This window comes from Arthrobacter sp. TJ-240 (assembly GCF_058269195.1).
The window spans coordinates 97,772-115,027 of record NZ_JBZCNG010000006.1; the positions used below are offsets into that span (position 1 = coordinate 97,772).

A 17,256-nucleotide genomic window follows, 5' to 3' on the forward strand; every position below is an offset into this window, starting at 1 on the left:
GTCGACGGGTGTCCGCCGCGCTGCGGCGCTACGGGCCGTGGCGGAGGGACGCACCGAGCTCGGCCATGCCGTGCTGCTCCTCCTCGGAGGGCCACCAGCGCGCCACCCGGAGGTCCACCCGGTACTCCCAGGCCGCCGCGCCCGGTCGGACGGACAGAACCGTGCCCTCGTCCTCGTAGTGGGGCAGAGCCTCCAGGGCGAATCCGCGCGGGGGGTGGCCTCCGGCACGCAGGACGCGCCACCACGGGACCTCCCGCGTGCTGCGCGACAGGGCCCTGCCGACCTGCCGGGGACCGCCGCAGCCAAGGAGCTCCGCGATGTCGCCGTACGTGAGCACGCGGGCCGCCGGGATCAGCTCGGCGACGGTGAGCACGGCGGCAGCGTACGCGCGGGGGTCGATGCGTCCGACGACGGCCTGCGGCAGGGACTCCCCCATCTCCCCGCCGTCCGTCCCTCGAGCCCGCATGGCCCCACCCTAGTCCGCACCCGCTCGCGCCTCCCCTCGTCGCGGAGCCCAATTGGTCGGAGCCCACCAGTACGGTGGATCCATGAGCAGCTGGCACGTGGGGCCGAGGGCGGCCTTCGACCTCGAGACGACGGGACGCGACCCGATGAGCGCGCGGATCGTCACGGCGACGATCGTCCTCGTCGACGGCGACGGCGACGTGCTCGAGCACCACGAGTGGCTGGCCGACCCGGGCGTCGAGATCCCGGACGGTGCTGCTGCCATCCACGGCGTGACGACGGAACATGCCCGGGCGCACGGGCTGGCAGCCGCGCACGTGGTCCACGGCATCGCGGCGGTGCTCGCACGGCTCTTCGGCGACGGCGTCCCGGTGCTGGCCTACAACGCACGGTACGACTTCACGGTGCTCGAACAGGAGGGGCGCCGGCACGCGGTGGAGATACCGCGGCCCTCGCCCGTGATCGACCCCTACGTGATGGACAAGCAGGCGGACCGGTACCGGCGGGGCAAGCGGACGCTGACTGCCCTGTGCGAGCACTACGGCGTCCGGTTCGAAAACGCGCACACCTCGGCCGCCGACGTCCTCGCTACGCTGCAGGTCGGACGGATCCTCGCCGACCGCTACGCGTTCCTGCAGCGCCCCGCGGCCGATCTCCACGCCTCGCTGGTCGTATGGGCGGACCGCCAGGCGGCCAGCTTCGAGGAGTACCTCCGGCGGACCGAACCCGACGCGGTCATCGAGCGGGCATGGCCCGTCATCGGGGCGTCGGACCGGCCCACCGGCACGACGGCGCTGTCCGACCCCACGGCGCTGTCCGACCCCACGGCGCTGTCCGGCGCGTCGGCGGGGACCACGGCGGGCTGACGGGGCGGCCCCGAAGCAGTGCTCCGGGGCCGTCAGCGCGTCAGTCGACCGGGACGGCGGCCGCAGCCGCCCGGGCCGCCGCAGGGAGGGCGTCGTGGACGCGTTCCATCGCCGCGTCGTCGTGCGCCGCGGACAGGAACCACGCCTCGTACACCGACGGCGGGAGGTAGACGCCCGAGTCCAGCATGGAGTGGAAGAACGGTCCGTAGCGGAACGATTCCTGACCCAGCGCGTCGGCGTAGTTCCAGACGCCGCGCTCGGAGGTGCCGAACGCGACGCTGAAGAGATTGCCCGCGCGCTGGATCGAGTGGTCGACGCCGGCCGTCGAGAGTTCCGCCGAGAGGGCGTCGCTCACCTCGAGGGAGCGCGCGTCGACGTGCCGGTAGACGTCGTCGGTCGCCGCGGTGAGGGTCGCGACGCCCGCCGCCATGGCGATCGGGTTACCCGAGAGGGTGCCCGCCTGGTACACGGGCCCGATCGGCGCGAGGTAGTTCATGACGTCGGCGCGTCCGCCGAGCGCGGCGGCCGGGATGCCGCCGCCGATGACCTTGCCGAAGGTCAGCAGGTCCGGCGTCCAGGGGTGCTCGGCGTCGTCGGCCCCGCCGGTGAGCTTCCAGTAGCCGCCGGCGTGCGTGCGGAAACCGGTCATGACCTCGTCGACGATGAACAGCGCGCCGTGCTCGGTGGTGATGCGGCTCAGGAACGCGTTGAAGCCGGGCGCGGGCGTCACCACGCCCATGTTCGCCGGTGCCGCCTCCGTGATGACGGCGGCGATGTGCTCGCCGTGGGTCCGGAAGGCCTCTTCCACCGCCTCGACGTCGTTGTACGGGAGCACCAGGGTCTCCGCCGTCGTCGCCTCCGTGACGCCCGCGGAGCCCGGCAGCGCCAGCGTCGCGACGCCGGAGCCCGCCGAGGCGAGGAGGCTGTCGACGTGGCCGTGGTAGCAGCCGGCGAACTTGACGATCAGGTTGCGCGAGGTGAAGCCGCGCGCCAGGCGCACCGCGGTCATGGTGGCCTCGGTGCCGGTGGACACCATGCGCAGCAGTTCGACGGCGGGGACGCGGTCCTTCACGAGCTGCGCGAGGTCCGCCTCCGCCGGCGTCGAGGCACCGAACGTGAGCCCGTGGTCGACGGCGCGGTGGACCGCGGCGATGACGTCCGGGTGGGAGTGCCCGAGCAGCGCCGGACCCCAGGAGCCGACGAGGTCCACGTACTGCCGGCCGTCGGCGTCGGTGACGTAGGCGCCGTGCGCGTCGACGAGGAAGCGGGGCGTCCCGCCGACCGACCCGAAGGCCCGCACCGGGGAGTTCACCCCGCCGGGCATGAGGGCGCGGGCGCGTTCGTAGAGGGTGTCCGACGCGGTCGGGGAGGCCGGGGAGGTGGTCATGGAGGGTTCCTTAGTTCGTCTCGTCGAGCCAGAGTGCCAGCTCGGGGGCCCAGTAGGTGAGGATCATCTGCGCGCCGGCGCGCTTGATGCCGAGGACGGACTCCTCGATGGCACGGCGACGGTCGATCCAGCCGTTCGCCGCGGCGGCCTCGATCATCGCGTACTCCCCCGAGATCTGGTACGCGGCGACGGGCACCGGCGACATGGCGGCGACGTCCGCGAGGATGTCGAGGTAGCTCATGGCGGGTTTGACCATGACGATGTCGGCTCCCTCCTCGATGTCGAGTTCCACCTCGAGGAGGGCCTCGCGCCGGTTGGCGGCGTCCATCTGGTAGGTCCGGCGGTCGCCCTGGAGCTGGGAGTCCACGGCCTCGCGGAACGGCCCGTAGAACGCGGAGGCGTACTTCGCGGCGTAGGCGAGTACCACGGTGTCCTGGTGTCCGGCCTCGTCGAGCGCCTGGCGGATGACGGCGACCTGGCCGTCCATCATGCCGGACGGGCCGAGGACGTGGGCACCTGCGTTCGCCTGCTCGACGGCCATCTGCGCGTACAGGGCCAGGGTCGTGTCGTTGTCCACCGACCCGTCCTCGGCGAGCACGCCGCAGTGGCCGTGGTCGGTGAACTCGTCGAGGCAGACGTCGCTCATGACCACGAGCGCGTCACCCACCTCGGCGCGGACGTCGGCGATGGCCCGGTTGAGGACGCCGTCGGGGTCGATGCCGGCGCTGCCCGTCGCGTCGCGGCGCTCGGGGACGCCGAACAGCATGATGCCGCCCACGCCCCGCTCGACCGCTTCTGCGGCGGCGCGCTTCAGGGAGTCCGTGGAGTGCTGCACGACGCCCGGCATGGACAGGATGGGTGAGGGCTCGGTGAGTCCCTCCCGGATGAAGGCGGGCAGGATGAGTTCGGACGGGTGGACGCGGTACTCGGCCACCATGCGCCGCAGGGCGGGCGTGGAGCGCAGCCGCCGGGGCCGGTGCTGGGGGAAGCTCAAGGTCGATCTCCGATCTGTGGTGCGGGATGGGTGGTCGCGCCGCGCGAGAAGGCTTCCACCACGGCGGCCGTGATCCCCGGTGGTGTGGGTTCGCCCGCCGTCGCGGCGGGTTCCCAGCCCTGGGACCGCAGGGCCGCGGCCGTGGTGCGCCCGATCGCGACGGGGAGGAACGCGAGCGCCCCGCCTCCCAGCCTTTCACGGAACTGCAGCACGGTGCTCGGGGCCGTGAACACGACGGCGGGGTGGACAGGGCCCGCGGCGAGGCGGGCGACGGCGGGGACGGACAGCAGGGGTGGCGGCGTCCCCTCCTCCTCGACACCGGGGACACGGCGGGCGGGGTGCGCGGGATAGGGCACGGTGCGGTACGCCTCGACGCGGCACACCGACCAGCCGAGGTCGGCCAGTCCACGGCGCAGGTCGTCGGGGGCGAGGTCGGCCTGTGGCAGGAGGACCGCGCCCGCGCCGGGCCCGAGGGCGTCGAGGAGCCCAGACGATGACGCCTCCGCGGGGACCAGGTCGACGGCGATGCCCGCGTCGGCGAGCAGGCGCGCGGTGCCCGCCCCGACGGCGGCGACCCTCGCTCCACCGGTCCGGACGAGGCCGGCGAGCGTGGCCCCGCCCGTGCCGGCCAGAAGCTCCAGGGCCTGGACGGTGTTGCCGCTCGTCACGGTGAGCCACGCGAATCCGCCCTGGCCGAGCGCTGCGAGTGCCGCCGTGACGGCACCGGCGTCGGCGGGTAGTTCCGTGTCCGTGAGCGGCAGCGCGTACGCCGTCATGCCCGCGGCCCGGAGCGCCTCGGCGATCCGGACGGCACGCGCAGGATGCCGCAGGACGATCACCGGCCGCTGGACGGCCGAGGGCGGCTGCTGCTCCACCCCGGCCTCAGCTGTTCAGCGGTGCGATGCCCGCGGCACCGGCCGCGAGCAGGTCCTCGGCGAGCTCGAGTCCGAGCTGCGCGGCACCCACGGCGTCCGTGACCGGCGCCGAGCGCGTGAGCCGGAGGATCGACCGTCCGTCGAGGCTGCACACCACGGCCTCGAGGGCCAGCTCGTCCCCCTGCAGGCGCGCGAGCGCACCGATCGGCGCGGCGCAGCCGGCTTCGAGCTGCAGCAGGACGGCGCGCTCGGCCGTCACCGCGAGGCGGGTGGGCAGGTGGTCGTAAAAGGCCAGCGCCTCCCGGACGTGCGGCGTCACCTCGCTCTCGCGGCACTCGACGGCGAGGGCGCCCTGCCCGGGCGCGGGCAGCATGACGTCCGTGTCGATGAGTTCCGTGACGGCGGCGTCGCGCCCCAGCCGGCGAAGGCCGGCAGCGGCGAGGACGACGGCGTCGAGGTCTCCCGGCGCGCCCGGCACGAGGCCTGCGACGCGTCCGAGCCGGGTGTCCACGTTCCCGCGGATGTCGACGACCTCCAGCCCGGGCCGCGCGGACCGCAGCTGCGCCGCGCGGCGCGGCGACCCGGTGCCCACGCGTGCCCCGTCGGGGAGCGTGGCGAGCGTCAGGCCGTCGCGGGCGCACAGCGCGTCGCGGACGTCCTCGCGCTCCGGCACCGAGGCCACCGTGAGCCCGGGCGCGGGCAGCGTGGGGAGGTCCTTGAGCGAGTGCACCGCGATGTCGCACCGTTCCTCGAGCAGCGCGTCGCGGAGCGCCGCGACGAAGACGCCGGTGCCGCCGATCTGGGAGAGCGACCCCTTGGAGACGTCCCCTTCCGTCTTGACCCTGACCAGTTCGTACGGAAGCCCCGCGAGGTCCGCCACGCGCTCCGCGACCGTGGTGGTCTGCGTCATCGCGAGGGCGCTGGCCCGCGTGCCGACCCTGATTCCCGTCGCCATCACATACCGGGGTTGGGCAGCGGTGTCCCCACGGTGGAGTCGACGGCCGCGATGGTCGGCTTCTCCCCGCGGCGGTTGGCGCAGCAGTTCGGCCGGCACACGTCGTACCAGGGGCCGAGCGTCGTGGCCGAGGGACGGTCGGCGATGTTGTTCTCGATGGTCCGCTCGAGGATGAGGTCCACGAGGCCCTCCACGAACTTCCGGTGCGTGCCGGGCGTCGGCACGCGGTCGGCGACGATCCCGAGCTCGCCGCAGGTCTCCATCGCCTCGGTGTCGAGGTCCCAGGCGACCTCCATGTGGTCGGACACGAAGCCGAGCGGGACGATCACGACGCCGCGCGTGCCCTGCTCGTAGCGGTCGCGGAGCGCGTCGCTGATGTCGGGCTCGAGCCACGGGATGTGCGGCGCCCCGGAGCGGGACTGGTACACGAGCGACCACTCGACGGCCTCGGCCTCGGGGATGCGGTCGAGCACGGCCTGCGCGGTCGCGAGGTGCTGCGCCACGTACGCGCCCTCCTCGTAGGCCGGGCCGCCCTCGCCGTTGCGCGGGCCGGCCGCCTCGGCGTCGCCCATCGGGATGGAGTGGGTGGAGAACATGATGTGGACGGGGGCATCGGGGGTGCCTTGCTCGGCGAGGCCGGCGCGCACCTTGGCGAGGCCGTCCGTCACACCCTCGACGAAGGGCTCCACGAAGCCGGGGTGGTCGAAGTACTGGCGCACCTTGTCGACCTCGAGCCGTCCTTCAAGACCGGTCTTCACGAGGGCCATACCGAGGTCCTCGCGGTACTGGCGGCAGCTCGAGTAGCAGGAGTACGCGCTCGTGGTCACCGCGAGCACCTTCCGGTGCCCGGCGTCGTAGGCCTCCTGGAGGGTGTCGGCGATGAACGGCTCCCAGTTGCGGTTGCCCCAGTAGACGGGCAGGTCGATGCCGCGACCCCGCAGTTCCGCCTCCATCGCGGCCCGGAGGGCGCGGTTCTGGCTGTTGATGGGGCTGACGCCGCCGAACGCGCGGTAGTGGTGGGAGACCTCCTCGAGGCGCTCGTCCGGGATCCCCCGGCCGCGCGTGACGTTCCGCAGGAAGGGGATGACGTCGTCCTGCCCCTCCGGGCCGCCGAAGGACGCGAGCACGACGGCGTCGTACGCCTTCGGCGCCATGCGGCCGCTTTCGTCGACTCCGTCGAGGGGGTTGAATGCCTGTGTCGTCACTGGAGCACCTCTGCAATCTCGTCGTGGTTGATCCGCCGGCCGGTGTAGAACGGCACTTCCTCGCGGACGTGGCGGCGGGCCTCGGTCTCCCGGAGGTACCGCATGAGGTCCACGAGGTCCACGAGCTCCGGGGCCTCGAGTGCCAGAATCCATTCGTAGTCGTTGAGGGCGAAGGATGACACCGTGTTGGAGATGACCTGCGGGTACTTGCGCCCCTTCATGCCGTGGTCCATGAGCATCTCGCGGCGCTCGTCCTGCGGCAGGATGTACCACTCGTAGGAGCGGACGAACGGGTACACGCACACCCACTCCGCGGGGGCCACGCCGCGCGAGAAGGCGGGACTGTGGGACTTGGAGAACTCGGCGTCGCGGTGCACGCCCATCGCGGACCACACCATGCCGGTGCCGGCGAACGTCTCGGTGCGGCGCAGCCGGCGGACGGCGGCCTGCAGGTCCTCGGGGCGCGGCCCGTGGAGCCAGACCATCACGTCGGCGTCGGCCCGCATGCCCGAGACGTCGTAGAAGCCGCGCAGCACCACGCCGTCCTGCTCGAAGGAGGAGAGGACGTCCTCGAGCTGCCGGGCGTGGGACCCGGTGGTCGCGGCATTCCGCGCGAAGACGGTCCAGAGGGTGTAGAAGAGCTCGCCGGGGGCTTCGCCGCCCCCGTCCTGCTGCGGAGCGTGGGTGGGGGTGCTACCTGTTGGCTCAGTCATGGTACTAGTCTGCCCCTCGCCCCGAGGCGAACCGAAACCCTTTTCTTCTACACCGAGTAGAAGAGACGAACGTCACATCGCTGCGGCAGGTCCGTCCGCGGCAGGGGCGCCGTCGAGGGCGTCGGCGAGCGCCTGCGCCCGGGCACGGGCATCGTCGATCACGGCCACGAGACCCGTCCCGGCGAGCCAACCGCCGGTGACGGCGAGGGAGGCGGACTCCCCGGCGACGACCGCCCGGATCCGCGCGACCCGCTCGCGGTGCCCCACGGAGGCGTGGGGCAGCGCGCCCTCCCAGCGCACCACGTCCCAGTCGAGCACGTCCGCCTCGACGATGGGGACGTCGAGGAGGGTGGAGGCGTCGGCCAGCGCGTGACGGTAGAGGGCTTCGTCGGGCGTGGCGAGGCCGACGTCGGCCGGGGTGTCCCCGACGCGCCCGAACGAGAGCCGCAGCACGTGCGAGCCGGGGCCGGCCTGGTCGCGCAGCCACGCCCATTTCGCCGTGGAGTGGGTGAGCGCCTTGGCGGCGACGCCGTCGACGCCGCGGGCGACGAGCACGCCGGTCCCGCGCGGGCGGGCGTCGAGCTCGGGCACGTCGACGATCAGGGTGACGAGCGCGACGCCGGGCACCGGGTCGGGCCGCTCGACCGCCAGGGCGGGGATCACCGGAGCTAGGAGGTCGACGGCGGCCCGACCCTCGGTGGCAACCAGCACGGCGTCGGCCGGGATGCGGCGCGTCAGGCTGGAGTGTTCGGTCGTCACCGTCCACCCGGTGGCGGATCGGGCAAGCCCGGTCACCTGCTCGCCCGTCCTGAGGTCGGCGCCGTCCGCGAGGAGCTCGGCGACGAGGGCGTCGCGTAGCTGGGCGATCCCCCCGACGAGCCCGCCGACCGCGGCGCCGGCCGGCGCCGCGGTGCGCAGCGCCCCCGCGGCCGCCCCCAGGGATCCGAGGCGGGCCATGGTCGCCCGGAGGCCGGGTGCCACGGAGTCCACGTCGAGGTCGTCGGGGTCGGCGGAGAAGACGCCACCCGCAACGGGCGCCACCAGGCGGGTGAGGACCTCCTCCCCCATGCGCGTGCGGACGAGCTCGCCGAGGCTCACCCTGCTGCGCGTCGCGAGCGACCCGACGGGCAGCACCCTGTCGAGCGCGGCCCGCAGCGACCCGGTACGGCCGATCACGGCGGTGATCGCGGGGTCGGCCGGGTCGGCGGGGATGCCGAGGACGCCGGAACTCGGCAGGGGCTGCGCCGACGCACGGAGGTCCCTGCCCGGGAGCTGCACCCAGGCACCGGTCGCGTCAGGGGTGACGATGCGGTCGGCGAGTCCGAGCTCGGCGGCGAGAGCCGGCACGGTGGCGGAGCGGGTCGAGAAGGACTCGGCGCCGCTGTCCAGCTGGAAGCCGCCGAGGGAGCGCCCGTCCACGGTGCCGCCGAAGCGTCCGGACCGCTCGAGCAGGGTGACGTGGAGCCCCCGCCGGCGCAGTGCCCGCGCGGCGACGAGTCCGGCCATGCCGCCGCCGATCACCACGACCTTCCGGCGCCGTGCGCGCTCCTGCGGCGGCTCGGCCACGGGGAGGCCGGTCGTGGGGCGACCGGCCGCGGCGTCGTCGCGCCCTGCGTCCGGTGCCTCCGGTGCCTCCCGTGCCTCCCGTGCCTCCCGTGCGTCCCCTGCGCCTCCCGCGGCCCTCGCCACGGTTACGGCTCCACGGAGTGGACGAGGTCCACGACGCGCGTCAGCACGTCGGGGTCCGTGTCCGGCGGGACGCCGTGCCCGAGGTTCACCACATGGCCGGGAGCCGACGCGCCCGCCGCCAGCACGTCGCGGACGTGCCGCTCCAGCACCGGCCACGGTGCAGGCAGCAGGGCCGGGTCGATGTTGCCCTGCAGCGGGACCGTCCCGCCGAGGCGCCTGCTGGCCTCGTCGAGGGGCAGGCGGTAGTCGACGCCGATGACGTCGACGCCCACCTCGTGCATCGCCACCAGGAGCTCCGAGGTGCCCGTACCGAAGTGGATCAGGGGCGCGCCGAGGCCCCGGACGTGGTCCAGCGCCCGGCGCGAGGCGGGCGCCACGTGACGGCGGTAGTCCGCCAGGCCGAGGGATCCGGCCCAGGAGTCGAACAGCTGCGCCGCGCTGGCTCCGGCCTCGAGCTGTGCGCGCAGGAACATCCCCGACGCGTCCGCGGCCCAGTCGGTCAGGGCCCGCCACGTGTCCGGGTCGGCGTGCATCATGGTGCGGGGGCCCAGGTGGTCGCGCGACGGGCGCCCCTCCACCATGTAGGCGGCCAGCGTGAACGGGGCGCCGGCGAAACCGATCAGTGGCGTGTTCCCCAGCTGGTCCACGGTCAGGGCGACCGCCTGCCGGATGGGATCGAGCGCCGCGTCGGTCAGGGTGGGCAGTGCGGCGACGTCGGCGGCGGTCCGGACCGGCTTGCCGAGGACCGGCCCCACGCCGGGCACGATGTCGACGTCGACGCCCGCGAGCTTCAGCGGGATGACGATGTCGGAGAAGAAGATGCCGGCGTCGACGTCGTGCCGACGGACGGGCTGCAGGGTGATCTCGGATGCCATCTCCGGATCGAGGCAGGACGCGAGCATGTCGGTACCCTCGCGCAGCGCCCGGTACTCGGGCAGCGACCGGCCCGCCTGGCGCATGAACCACACGGGCCGCCGGTGCGGCGCCTGCCCGCGGTAGGCCGAGATGAGCGCCGAGCCGGACGTGCGTCCGTCGACGAGCGGGTGCGATGCGGCGAGGTCCATACCGCCGATTCTGCCGAAGATCCAGCCGGAGCGTTAACCGGAGTTCCCCTGCCCCGGGGGCGCGTGGGCAAGATCACCCCGGGCGCGGGAGGGCACGATCCCGCAGAAATCCGCGGAAGGCAAGCTCCGGTAAGGATCACCTGTTCAGTGGAGAGTGCTCGTTCTCGGTATGATCGAAGGGCTGTGGTACTTCTTTCACTTGTTGCGACTCACTCGAACGTGGACCTGGAAACCGTTGCCCGACTCAGCGTCGGGGCACCCCAGGTCCCTTCCGCCGTGCTCGCCGAGGACCGGGCCGTATCCGGGGCCGTCGTCCTCGCGACCTGCAACCGCTTCGAGATCTACGCCGAGACACCGTCCGAGGACGACGTCGAGGCCGCACGCTCCGCGATCGTGTCGACCATCAGCGAGTACTCCGGCATCCCCGAGCGGTCCGTCTCCGCCTCCTTCGAGACCCACACCGGCCAGGGCGTCGCCGAGCATCTCTTCGCCGTCGGCGCCGGACTCGACTCTGCCGTGATCGGCGAACGCGAGATCGCCGGGCAGGTGCGCCGCGCACTCATCGAGGCGCAGGGCTCAGGGGCCGCCAGCGGCGGACTCGTCCGGCTGTTCCAGGCCGCGTCGAAGACCGCGAAGGACGTCGGTGCCCAGACCGCGCTCGGCAGCCGCGGCCGCTCCATCGTCTCCGTCGCCCTCGAGCTCGCCGGTGATCTCTCCGCCGACGCCGACTGGTCCCGCAAGAGCGTCGTGCTGTTCGGCACCGGCGCCTATGCGGGGGCCACCATGGCGGCCCTGAAGGACCGGGGCTGCACGGACATCTCCGTCTTCTCCTCCTCCGGTCGCGCCGAGGCCTTCGTCGCCTCGCGCGGCGGCACCGCCGCGACGGCCGCCGACCTGCCGGGCGCCATGCGCCGCGCCGACGTCGTCATCGGCTGCAGCGGCAGCGACGCGCGGATCGACGCCGCGGACATCGAACGGGTCCGCCAGGGCAGCAACCGGCCCCTCGTCGTCATCGACCTCGCGCTCAGCCACGACTTCGACCCCGCCGTCGGGACGCTCGCCGACGTCGAACTCATCACCCTCGAGTCCGTCCGCGCCGCCGCCCCCGAGGAGCAGGCCGACGCGTTGGCCCAGGCCGGCGACCTCGTCCGCGACGCCGCCCGGTCCTTCGAGGAGCAGCAGACCACGCGCGCCATGAACGCGGCGATCGTGGCGCTGCGCCGGCACACCCAGTCGGTCCTGGACTCCGAGATGGAACGCGTCCGGGCCCAGCACGGCTGCACGGCCGCCGCCGAGGAGGTCGAGTTCGCGCTGCGGCGCATGGTCCGCCAGCTCCTCCACGTACCCACCGTCCGGGCCCGCGAGCTCGCTGCCGAGGGACGGTCGGACGACTACACAGCCGCGCTGGAGGCCCTCTACGGGATCGACGTGGCACCTGCGGAGAAGGCGCCCGCGCCGGAGCGGTCCCTGCGAGCCAACGCCGGCGCCGGCGCCGCCGATGTCGTGCCGGTCGCCCACCCGCACACACACCCCGACGGCGCCGTCTGCCCCGTGGACCACGAACGGCCCGCTCAGAGCGCCTGACCCGCGGGGCCCGGGCGCGTCAGTAGGTCATCTTCTCCGGTTCGATCCGCCGTACCCACTCGATGACACCGCCGCCCACCGAGACGACGGAGCGGTGCCCCTGCCCGCGGAGGAACCGGACGACATCGGCCGACCGGACACCGGACTTGCAGTGGACGTACACCGTCCTGCTCCCGTCGATCACGGCGTCGCCGTCCAGGATCAGGTTCTTCGGCACCAGCACGGCACCGTCGATGCTCACGATGGCGTGTTCCTCCGGGGTGCGCACGTCCAGCAGGTCGAAGTCCGCGCCGCCCGCCGAGCGCTCCGCGAGGAGCACGGCGAGCTCCTCGACGGACACGGTCGGCACGGCGCCCTCCAGGTCATCCGACGTGTGCTCCGACGTGTCCTCCGATACGGGGGCGGCCGCCGGCGACGGCAGGCCGCAGAACTGCTCGTAGTCGATGAGCTCGGTGATCCGAGGGGCGGCCGGATCGGGCCGTACGCGCAGTTCCCGCCAGGTCATCTCCAGCGCGTCGAACACCAGCACCCTGCCGAGCAGCGTGGTGCCCACTCCGGTGATGAGCTTGACGGCCTCGTTGACCATCACCGAGCCGATCTGCCCGCACAGCACGCCGAGCACCCCACCCTCGGCGCAGGACGGCACGGAGCCGGGCGGCGGCGCCTCCGGGTACAGATCGCGGTAGGTGGGGCCGTGGTCCTGCCAGAAGACGCTCACCTGGCCGTCGAAGCGCAGGATGGAACCCCATACGTACGGCTTGCCGAGGATCGCCGCGGCGTCGTTGACGAGGTAGCGCGTGGCGAAGTTGTCCGTGCCGTCGACGACCAGGTCGTACCCGGAGAACAGCTCCAGCGCGTTCCCGCGCTCCAGCCGCTCCTCGTGCAGGACGACGTCCACGAGCGGGTTGAGTGCCAGGATGCTGTCGCGGGCGGATTCCGCCTTCGACCGGCCGAGGTCGGGCATGCCGTGGATGACCTGGCGCTGCAGGTTGGAGAGCTCGACGGCGTCGTCGTCCACGATCCCGAGCGTCCCCACCCCTGCCGCTGCGAGGTAGAGCAGCGCCGGCGAACCCAGACCGCCCGCGCCGATCACGAGGACCCGGGAGTTCTTCAGGCGCAGCTGCGCCTCGGTGCCGAAGCCGGGGATGATGAGGTGCCGCGAATACCGGAGCGTCTCCTCCTGCGAGAGGCTCCCCGTCGCCTCTACCAGCGGCGGCAGGCCGCCGGGCACGCGTGGCGTCGGAGGGGCGAGCTGGGGATCATGCGACGACGGGAAAGCGGTCATGCCCAAGGGTAGAACCCGCCGCCGGTGCCGGGCCACCGGGCGCCGCGCGACCGCGACCCGGAGCGGGGCGCGACGCATCATCCTCCCGGCGGCAGCGGGCCGCCGCCCACTGACGGGTAAGCTGGGCGGACCCCCGACCGAAGAGCCCGAGGAACACCGTCCGTGAGTGCTGAACCGACCACCGCAGGAAAAGCCGTCCGGTTGCCGCGGGACGAGCGACGGCGCCAGCTCCTGGCGGCCGCGCAGGAAGTCTTCGTGAGCAACGGCTACCACGGCGCAGCGATGGACGACATCGCCGTGGCGGCGCGCGTGAGCAAGCCGGTGCTGTACCAGCATTTCCCCGGCAAGCGCGATCTCTACCTCGCGCTGCTCGACGGGCACCTCGCCGAACTCACGCAGCTGCTCGTCGACGCACTGCGCTCCACCGACGACAACAAGCTGCGGGTCCATGCGACCATGCGCGCCTATTTCCAGTTCATCGCGCAGGACAGCCAGGCGCACCGGCTCGTGTTCGAATCGGACATCGGCAACGAGCCCGACGTCCGGAGCCGGCTCGAGGAGTTCAATGCCCAGTTCGCGAGCGCCATCGCCGGGGTGATCGCGGGCGACACGCAGCTCTCGACGGTGGAGGCCACGCTGCTGGGCCGTGGACTCGCCGGCATGGCCCAGGTCAGTGCACGCTATTGGCTCGAGACCGAGGGCAGCCTCGACATCGATGCCGCGGCCGAGCTGGTCTACCGTTTAGCTTGGCGCGGAATCAGCCGTTTCCCCAAGGAGATCTAGGGTAGTTTTCGAAGCAGTAGAACGCCCACACAACAGGAGGCAAACGCCGTGGAAGTCAAGATCGGTATCCAGAACGTCAACCGGGAGATCATCCTCGAATCCTCCGAGAGCGCTGACGCGATCGCCGACCTCGTGGCCCAGGCGATGAGCGGTGGCACAGAGCTGCGCCTCAAGGATGTCAAGGGTCGTCAGGTGATCGTCCCGACGTCGGTGCTCGGCTATGTCGAGATCGGCGCCGAGGAGACGCGACGGGTAGGCTTCGGCGCGCTCTAGCCCAGGACGTTCCTCCTCGCTCCGGGACCCGTGCCCGGCGGTCTGCGCCGCCGGTCACGGGTCTTCTGCGTTCCGGGGCAGGTGCCGGGCCCTCGCTCCGGGTGATGTCTAGGCGGTGAGCCCGAGGGCGCTCATGCGCCTCGAGTGGTTCCGCGTGAGCTGCGCGAAGAGCGCCGTGGTGTGCTGCGTGTGGTCCGGCTCGTTCGCGAAGAGGAGCCCTGCGAGGTACTCGCGCTCGATCCCCACGCGCTGTGCCTGGGTCAGGGCCTCCCCCACCAGCCGCCGGCCCCAGAGCGCCAGGCGTGAGGCGAGCCGCGGATCGTCGGACAGTGCCTCCCTCAGTCGGCGCTGCAGGTGGGCCGCGCCTTCCCCTGAGTCGATGGCGCTGATGAGTTCGCGGGTGCGCGGGTCGAAGCTGTCCGCGAGCGACCGGTAGAAGTCGCCGGAGAAGGCGTCGATGACATAGGCCTTCATGAGGGACTCGTACCAGTCACCTGGGCGGGTCCTCTCGTGGAAGGCGTCGATGGACGCCTGGAACGGTGCCATGGCGTCCTCGATCGTGATGCCGAGGTCCGCGAGGAACGCGGCCACCATCTCGAAGTGCTCGAACTCCTGCACGGCCAGCCGGCCCAGGCCGGCGCGGTCCGTGAGGGTGGGCGAGAACCGGGCGTCGGAGGACAGCCGTTCGAATCCGGACAGCTCACCGTAGGCGACGATGCCGAGCAGATCGGTGACGAAGCGCGCGTACAGGGGGTTCGCGAGCGGGTCCTCCGGGGCCTCGGGAGCCTCGGGAACGGTGCGGTCCCGTGCGGTCGCCGAGAGGGCCGTGGTGTCGGAGGAGCCGTTGTTCATTCTGCTAAGAGTACGCACTCCGGGGGGCGCGGCAACCGGTCGTACGGCGTCGGGATCTGTTGCACACCGCCGTCGCCCGTCTATGCTCGGTCTCCACCGGCCGGACGGATCAGGCGCCGGACCGGTCATCGCAGATTAGGGCCGCCGGCCCGACGGGAGGCAGGGTCACATGGAGTTCTCGGGTGTCCTCGAACTGGCGGGCCGCACGGCCACGGGCATCGAGGTGCCCGAGGACGTGCTGGTGGCGCTCGGCGGGGGCAGGCGTCCTGCAGTGACGGTGAGGCTCGGTGCCTACACCTACCGCACCACCGTCGGGTCGATGAACGGGCGCGCGATGATCCCCGTCAGCGCCGAGCACCGGAACGGCGCGGGGCTGGCCGCCAACCAGACGGTCGCGGTGGACCTCGACCTGGACCGTGAGGAGCGGACGGTCGACGTGCCGGAGGATCTCGCCGTCGCCCTCTCGGCCGATCCCGCACTCGTCACGGCGTTCGGCGCCCTGTCCGTCAGCCGGCGAAAGGCGCTCGTCCTGCCGATCGAGCAGGCGAAGGGCGCCGACACGCGTGAGCGCCGCGTCCTGAAGGCGGTCGAGTCGCTCCGCGCCAGGGAGTCCTAGCAACCCCCTGCTCCCGGCCGCGGGGGATCCCCGATGTCTGTGAGGTGCGTTACCGTAAGGCGTGTGCCCGCACAGCATATGGATCTCAGGGACCGGGAGTCCCAGCAGCGCCTCACGGAGTCGCTGCGTGCCCTCCGTGAGGAACTCGAGGTCCGCGAGGACTTCCCCGAGGACGTCCTCGCGGAGGCGCGGGACGCCGTAGGAGCCCGGAACCTGCCGGAGACGGACCTGCGGGACCTCCCGTTCCTCACCATCGACCCTCCGGGCTCCATCGACCTCGACCAGGCCGTGCATCTCCAGCGGACCGGCACCGGGCCCCCGGACGCGGGTTACGAGGTCTGGTACGCGATCGCCGACGTGCCGCTGTTCGTCCTCCCCGGGGGCGCCGTCGATGCGGAGGCGCGGCTCCGCGGGCAGACCCTGTACGCCCCGGACGGGCGGATCTCGCTGCACCCGGAGGTCATCTCCGAGGACGCCGCGAGCCTCCTCCCCGACTCCGACCGCCCCGCCTTCGTCTGGCACTTCCGTCTCGACGGCGAGGCGGTCGTGCAGTCCGTGACCGTCGGCCGTGCCGTCGTCCGCAGCCGGCGCCAGCTCACCTACGCGCAGGTGCAGGCGGAGATCGATGCCGGCACCGCCGACGAGCAGCTCACCCTCCTCCGGGAGATCGGGATGCACCGCATCCAGCAGGAGCTCGCCCGCGGCGGCGCGAGCCTCAACCTGCCCCGCCAGGAGATCACGCACGACGGCGAGAGCTACGGGATCGTCACGGAGCCCGCCCTGCCCTGCGAGGACTGGAACGCCCAGATCTCCCTCATGACCGGCATGGCCGCGGCCCGCATGATGATCGACGGCGGCATCGGGATCCTGCGCACCATGCCCGAGCCGGACGACGGCGCGCTCGCGAAGTTCCGGCGCCAGTCCGAGGCGCTCGAGCACCCCTGGCCGGCGGGCATGCCCTACGGCGCGTTCCTGCGCACGCTCGACGTCGCCGACCCGCGGCAGCTCGCTCTGATGCACGCGGCGGCGTCGCTCTTCCGGGGTGCGGGCTACACCGCGTTCGACGGGGAGGTGCCCTCCGCCGTCGTGCAGTCCGCGATCGCGGCCCCGTACGCGCATGCCACCGCTCCCCTCCGGCGCCTCGTGGACCGTTTCGTCCTCGTGATCTGTGCGTCGCTCTGCGCGGGCGAGGAGGTGCCCGGGTGGGTGCGCTCGGCCCTGCCGGACCTCAATGCCCTCATGACGTCCTCTAACCAGACGGCATCCCGCCTCGATTCGGGCGCCATGGACGCCGTGCAGGCCGCACTGCTGAGCAACCGCATCGGGGAGGCGTTCTCCGCCGTCGTCCTGCAGGGCTCGCCACCCGCCGTCGAGGACGCCCCCGGCAAGCAGGCGCCGCGCCTGTCCGGGACCGTGCAGGTCACCGAACCGCCGATGGAGGCGAAGTGCTACGGCGAGCTGGTGGCCGGTGAGCGCGTCACCGTGGTGCTGCTGGAGGCTGATATCGCCCGCCGTCGCCTGCGCTTCGAGGTCAAGCCACCGGATGCACCCGCGCGCAGCCCGCGGTGACGCAGCCCGTATCAACCGTGCCAGGCAGCTGTGCCAGTCAACTGCCCCAACCAACTGCCCCAACCAATTGACATCGGCAAC

The 17,256-nt window shown here is 72.6% G+C and carries 17 protein-coding genes; 6 read left to right on the forward strand and 11 right to left on the reverse strand.

The genetic code is table 11. The annotated features are described in order from the left end of the window. Positions 1-28 precede the first annotated feature (28 nt). Positions 29-466 carry an MGMT family protein gene (locus tag AC4D2C_RS14790; protein WP_490915613.1) on the reverse strand — a complete coding sequence of 146 codons (438 nt, stop codon included), beginning with the start codon at positions 464-466 and terminating at the stop codon, positions 29-31. Between the two features lie 82 nt (positions 467-548). Between AC4D2C_RS14790 and AC4D2C_RS14795 the strand changes: the two genes are divergently transcribed. Further along, positions 549-1,331, forward strand: a complete 783-nt coding sequence (locus AC4D2C_RS14795; RefSeq protein WP_490915614.1) for a 3'-5' exonuclease — start codon at positions 549-551, stop codon at positions 1,329-1,331. A gap of 40 nt (positions 1,332-1,371) precedes the next feature. Here AC4D2C_RS14795 and hemL read toward each other — a convergent pair whose 3' ends face one another. The 8 genes from hemL to hemE all read right to left on the reverse strand — a co-directional run bounded on the left by hemL (position 1,372) and on the right by hemE (position 10,213). Then, the gene (gene hemL, locus AC4D2C_RS14800) at positions 1,372-2,718 is read right to left on the reverse strand and encodes a glutamate-1-semialdehyde 2,1-aminomutase (protein ID WP_490915615.1); all 1,347 of its coding nucleotides are present in this window, start codon (positions 2,716-2,718) and stop codon (positions 1,372-1,374) included. A 10-nt stretch (positions 2,719-2,728) separates the two neighbouring features. Further along, positions 2,729-3,712, reverse strand: a complete 984-nt coding sequence (gene hemB, locus AC4D2C_RS14805; RefSeq protein ID WP_490915616.1) for a porphobilinogen synthase — start codon at positions 3,710-3,712, stop codon at positions 2,729-2,731. Next, the gene (locus AC4D2C_RS14810) at positions 3,709-4,587 is read right to left on the reverse strand and encodes a uroporphyrinogen-III synthase (RefSeq protein ID WP_490915617.1); all 879 of its coding nucleotides are present in this window, start codon (positions 4,585-4,587) and stop codon (positions 3,709-3,711) included. Before AC4D2C_RS14810 ends, hemB begins: the two co-directional genes overlap by 4 nt. A gap of 7 nt (positions 4,588-4,594) precedes the next feature. Then, positions 4,595-5,542, reverse strand: coding sequence for a hydroxymethylbilane synthase (gene hemC, locus AC4D2C_RS14815; protein WP_490915618.1), 948 nt, complete (start codon positions 5,540-5,542; stop codon positions 4,595-4,597). After that, positions 5,542-6,696 carry a ferrochelatase gene (locus AC4D2C_RS14820; protein ID WP_490915781.1) on the reverse strand — a complete coding sequence of 385 codons (1,155 nt, stop codon included), beginning with the start codon at positions 6,694-6,696 and terminating at the stop codon, positions 5,542-5,544. The genes hemC and AC4D2C_RS14820 overlap by 1 nt, the downstream gene beginning before the upstream one ends. A 47-nt stretch (positions 6,697-6,743) precedes the next feature. After that, entirely contained in the window at positions 6,744-7,460 is a 717-nt protein-coding gene (hemQ, locus tag AC4D2C_RS14825) for a hydrogen peroxide-dependent heme synthase (RefSeq protein ID WP_490915619.1), read from the reverse strand. Positions 7,461-7,532: 72 nt separating this feature from the next. Then, positions 7,533-9,149, reverse strand: a complete 1,617-nt coding sequence (gene hemG, locus AC4D2C_RS14830) for a protoporphyrinogen oxidase (protein ID WP_490915620.1) — start codon at positions 9,147-9,149, stop codon at positions 7,533-7,535. 2 nt (positions 9,150-9,151) lie between these two features. Continuing rightward, positions 9,152-10,213, reverse strand: a complete 1,062-nt coding sequence (hemE, locus tag AC4D2C_RS14835) for a uroporphyrinogen decarboxylase (protein ID WP_490915621.1) — start codon at positions 10,211-10,213, stop codon at positions 9,152-9,154. A 183-nt stretch (positions 10,214-10,396) separates the two neighbouring features. Here hemE and AC4D2C_RS14840 point away from each other — a divergent pair, with 183 nt between their 5' ends. Further along, positions 10,397-11,797 carry a glutamyl-tRNA reductase gene (locus AC4D2C_RS14840; protein WP_490915622.1) on the forward strand — a complete coding sequence of 467 codons (1,401 nt, stop codon included), beginning with the start codon at positions 10,397-10,399 and terminating at the stop codon, positions 11,795-11,797. Between the two features lie 19 nt (positions 11,798-11,816). Here AC4D2C_RS14840 and moeB read toward each other — a convergent pair whose 3' ends face one another. Next, complete coding sequence (gene moeB / locus AC4D2C_RS14845) at positions 11,817-13,082, reverse strand: molybdopterin-synthase adenylyltransferase MoeB (protein ID WP_490915623.1); 1,266 nt, start codon at positions 13,080-13,082, stop codon at positions 11,817-11,819. A gap of 162 nt (positions 13,083-13,244) precedes the next feature. On the opposite strand from moeB, the gene AC4D2C_RS14850 reads away from it, so the two are divergent. Together AC4D2C_RS14850 and AC4D2C_RS14855 are read left to right on the forward strand one after the other, a co-directional pair. Next, positions 13,245-13,865, forward strand: coding sequence for a TetR/AcrR family transcriptional regulator (locus tag AC4D2C_RS14850; protein WP_334210519.1), 621 nt, complete (start codon positions 13,245-13,247; stop codon positions 13,863-13,865). Between the two features lie 48 nt (positions 13,866-13,913). Continuing rightward, positions 13,914-14,138, forward strand: a complete 225-nt coding sequence (locus AC4D2C_RS14855) for a DUF3107 domain-containing protein (protein WP_490907682.1) — start codon at positions 13,914-13,916, stop codon at positions 14,136-14,138. 108 nt (positions 14,139-14,246) lie between these two features. Here the strand turns inward: AC4D2C_RS14855 and AC4D2C_RS14860 are convergent, their stop codons facing one another. Further along, positions 14,247-14,990 carry a ferritin-like fold-containing protein gene (locus AC4D2C_RS14860; RefSeq protein ID WP_490915624.1) on the reverse strand — a complete coding sequence of 248 codons (744 nt, stop codon included), beginning with the start codon at positions 14,988-14,990 and terminating at the stop codon, positions 14,247-14,249. 169 nt (positions 14,991-15,159) lie between these two features. On the opposite strand from AC4D2C_RS14860, the gene AC4D2C_RS14865 reads away from it, so the two are divergent. Together AC4D2C_RS14865 and AC4D2C_RS14870 are read left to right on the forward strand one after the other, a co-directional pair. Continuing rightward, the gene (locus tag AC4D2C_RS14865; protein WP_490915625.1) at positions 15,160-15,606 is read left to right on the forward strand and encodes a YdeI/OmpD-associated family protein; all 447 of its coding nucleotides are present in this window, start codon (positions 15,160-15,162) and stop codon (positions 15,604-15,606) included. 63 nt (positions 15,607-15,669) lie between these two features. Continuing rightward, positions 15,670-17,175: an RNB domain-containing ribonuclease gene (locus AC4D2C_RS14870; RefSeq protein ID WP_490915626.1), complete on the forward strand. Its 1,506-nt coding sequence runs from the start codon at positions 15,670-15,672 to the stop codon at positions 17,173-17,175. Positions 17,176-17,256 lie beyond the last annotated feature (81 nt).